General features: G+C 24.9%; 3 protein-coding genes. All 3 read left to right on the top strand.

What is annotated here, in order from left to right:
- Nucleotides 1-94: 94 nt before the first annotated feature.
- The 3 genes from A966_RS13155 to solA all read left to right on the top strand — a co-directional run bounded on the left by A966_RS13155 (nucleotide 95) and on the right by solA (nucleotide 3539).
- The gene (locus A966_RS13155; RefSeq protein ID WP_008725219.1) at nucleotides 95-1045 is read left to right on the top strand and encodes a class I SAM-dependent methyltransferase; all 951 of its coding nucleotides are present in this window, start codon (nucleotides 95-97) and stop codon (nucleotides 1043-1045) included.
- Nucleotides 1046-1184: 139 nt separating this feature from the next.
- Complete coding sequence (locus A966_RS10155; protein WP_008725217.1) at nucleotides 1185-2288, top strand: DUF3298 and DUF4163 domain-containing protein; 1104 nt, start codon at nucleotides 1185-1187, stop codon at nucleotides 2286-2288.
- Between the two features lie 126 nt (nucleotides 2289-2414).
- Entirely contained in the window at nucleotides 2415-3539 is a 1125-nt protein-coding gene (solA, locus tag A966_RS10150) for an N-methyl-L-tryptophan oxidase (RefSeq protein ID WP_008725215.1), read from the top strand.
- Nucleotides 3540-3577: the final 38 nt, after the last annotated feature.

The raw sequence follows: 3577 nt of genomic DNA, 5'->3' as shown, positions 1-3577 counted from the left end.
AACAAAATAAAATATTTCTTTATAAATATATTTATAGCCAGAGCATAAATTTATGCTCTGGCTTTTTATTTTTTAAATTAAAAAGGAGATAAAAATGATAATATCAAAACCTGAAACATACGAAGACAATATGGTTGATAATATTAATTATATTTTAGATGAAACTAGTGCTTCTATAAATTCACATTATGGAAAAGCTCCAGCAAGTGAGATGACTATAATGCATAGGAAATTTTTAAATGGAATAATAAGACAGAACAAACCTAAAAAAATATTAGAATTAGGTGTATCAGCGGGAGGAAGTTCAGCAATAATATTGAATGCCATAAATGATATAGATAATTCATTTTTATATTCTATAGATTATTCTGATAAATATTATAGGAATCCATCAAAAGAAGTTGGATGGATTGTAAAAGAAAAATTTAATAATATGACAAACAAATGGAAATTATATACTGGTGCTACTGCAGCAAAGTTTATAGAAGAAATAGGATATGATATAGATATATGTTTATTAGATACTATGCATATAAATCCTGGAGAATTTATTGATTTATTAATAATATTACCATATATGAAAAAAGGCGGTATTATAATTTTACATGATACTTCAATGCATATATACCCTGGATTAGAACATGTATATACTAATGGAGTACTTTTTAGTTGTTTAAAAGGTAAAAAGTTTAATATTAGTGAGTCAACTATAAAAGATGTTGGAAATATAGGAGCTGTAATATTAGATGAAAATATTATGGAATATGTGTTTGACTATTTCTATCTTCTAACTTTACCTTGGCAATATCTGCCAAAATTAAAAGATATAGTTGATATAGAAAATATATTTTCTAAACATTATAAGAGTCATCTAGTTAAATTATTTTCAAATATTTCTTCATACTATTATGATATGCTAGAAAAAGGTGAAGTTAAAAATGATAAAATAGAATATCTAGACAATAAAATTAATAGACTTGTAAATTCTATAGCTTGGTGGATACCTATTAGAAAATGGAGGGACAATTTTAGAAATAAAATATAAAAAATAAACCTATGTCGCGATGCAAAATTGCAGTATAGGTTTATTTTTACATATCAACTAATTAATAAATATTTTACACATTAAATAAAATACTTGTTTTTTAAAGTATTAATTTTACAAAAGAAAAAAGAGGATAAAAATGAAAACAAATTTTAAAGTTATGATTTTAAGTCTATTGTTAGCAGTTGCATGCAGCAATTCAAATAAAGTTTCAAATAATACAAAAACAGATATTAATATACCTCTGTCTGAAAATGAAAAATTATACGATTATGAAGCAGTATATTTAATGTCAGATAATGGAGAGTATATAAGTTCTGCTCTAACATATAATACAAATAATTTAGGTACTATTGTTTATACAGACTCTAATCAAAACTCAGTAACATTTAATGTAGAAAGAATAGGGGAGCTTGATGAAGGAAGCATATCAGCATTTTCTTATGATAATAATACTTTAGAAGGAAATATTCCAAGTGTATTGTATCCATTTAATGCTAAAATAGATAATAAAGAAATAACTTTCAAATCAGTAAAAAGTTCTATTACAGGGGCAAGAATAATTGAATATTCATATACAAATGTTTCTCCTAACAGTGATAATATATTTGAATACAAAAATGCTATATTTGTATTGAACAATGAAAATAACTCAGAAATTATAAACAAAATCAATATAGATATAAATAAAGATCTTGGTATAACTGATGCGGATTCTTTTAATGATTTAGGAGCTTTATTAGAAAAAGAAAATATAATAAGCAATAAAATGAATGCTTTTTATGATGAATGGGTAAATTCTGGTTATATAGCAAACACATCAGAAGATTTAAGCCAATACGGTATAAATTATTTAAGCGAAAAATTTATTTCAATAAATAAATTCATATATTCATACACAGGCGGAGCACATGGAAACTATGCTACAATATACAGTGTATATTCATTAGAAAACGGAAACAAATTAAAAATAGAAGATTTAATATCTGACTTAAAAAACGAAAACTTACTTAATTTGATAAAATATAAACTCTTAAAAATAGAAGGAAGAGATGAAAACTCATATTTTGATTTGAATGAACTTTCATTAGAAAATAACAATTTTTATATAGCACAAAATGGTTTAGTATTTACTTGGGGAATATATGAAATAGGACCTTATGCTATGGGAGATACTAAAGTATTAATTCCAAGCGAAGAAATAAAACCTTATTTAAAAGACGAGTACAAAACAATATTTTAATAATAATTGTTTTAATATAGTAAAAAATATAGAGGTAATTATTAATTTAATTGCCTCTTTTTTATTTAAACTGCTTTACTATTTATAAAAATAGTTTAATATATAAAAAACTTTTAGAGGTTATACATGGAAAAATTTGATGTTTGTGTAATTGGAATAGGTACAATAGGTTCATTTGCTTCATATTATTTATCGAAGTTAAATATAAAAACAGCAATGATTGATTTATATGCTCCTTCTCATGATCAGGGTTCATATCATGGCGATACTAGAATATTTAGAATAGCTTATGGAGAAGGTGAAAAATATATTCCAATGTTAAAGAGAGCATTTGATTTATGGGGAGAATTTGAATCAGAGACAAATACAAAAATGTTTGAAAGAATTGGAGTTATTAATATAGGTCATAAAGATTCTGAATTTATGATTAATACATTAAGCAGCTCCAAAGATTACAATTTAGACTGTGAAATTATAGATAGAAAAGAGATTGAAAAAAGATATAGTTTTTTTGTTCCAGAAGATTTTTTAGGCGTTTATGAAAGAAATACAGGTTATGTATATAGTGATAATTCAGTGATAACAGCGAGTAATGAAGCTGTAAAATTCGGAGCAAAAACTTTTTACGGAAGTGAAATAAAAGAGATAAAAAAAACAAATGACTCTTATATAATAATATCAAAAGACTATGAGTTTGAAACAAAAAAAATAGTTCTATCAGCAGGAACTTACTCAGATGAAATATTGAATTTATTATTAAAAATTATGCCTTTACCTTGCATACCTATATACAAAAAAAGAAAAATATTTTCTTGGTGGGAAAGTGATGTATATACTTATGATAAACTTCCTGCTTTTACATTTGAAATAGACGGAGATCATTATTATGGTTTTCCTAATGCGGGAGATGGTTTTAAAATAGGTAAAAACTTAACAGGACAATATTACAACAAAAGAGAAGAGAGGGTTGATTTTGGAGAGATAGAAGATGATAAAGATGAAATAGGCGAGCATGCTAGAAAATTTATGCCTTATATAGGAAAATTTATAAAAGGTAAATCATGCAGTTATCCTATGAGTCCTGATGAAGATTTCATTATAGATTTTTTAAATAATGATATATTATTTTTCGGCGGTATTAGTCATGGCTTCAAATTTGCACCTGTTTTAGGTGAAATTGCTGCAAAGGCTATTACATATAAAAATTTCACATTAGATGAAAACTTTACTCTTAAGAGATTTAATCAATAAAATAATAAACAGAACATAATAAAAAATAGAATAATTAT

The organism is Brachyspira hampsonii 30446, assembly GCF_000316195.1.
Classification (GTDB): domain Bacteria; phylum Spirochaetota; class Brachyspiria; order Brachyspirales; family Brachyspiraceae; genus Brachyspira; species Brachyspira hampsonii_C.
Note: the sequence above shows the minus strand (reverse complement) of the source record. Positions and strands in the feature narration are given on the sequence as shown.

Coding starts and splice junctions, on each gene's coding strand:
- A966_RS13155 (WP_008725219.1), top strand. CDS start 95: ATGATAATATCAAAACCTGAAACATACGAAGACAATATGGTTGATAAT.
- A966_RS10155 (WP_008725217.1), top strand. CDS start 1,185: ATGAAAACAAATTTTAAAGTTATGATTTTAAGTCTATTGTTAGCAGTT.
- solA (WP_008725215.1), top strand. CDS start 2,415: ATGGAAAAATTTGATGTTTGTGTAATTGGAATAGGTACAATAGGTTCA.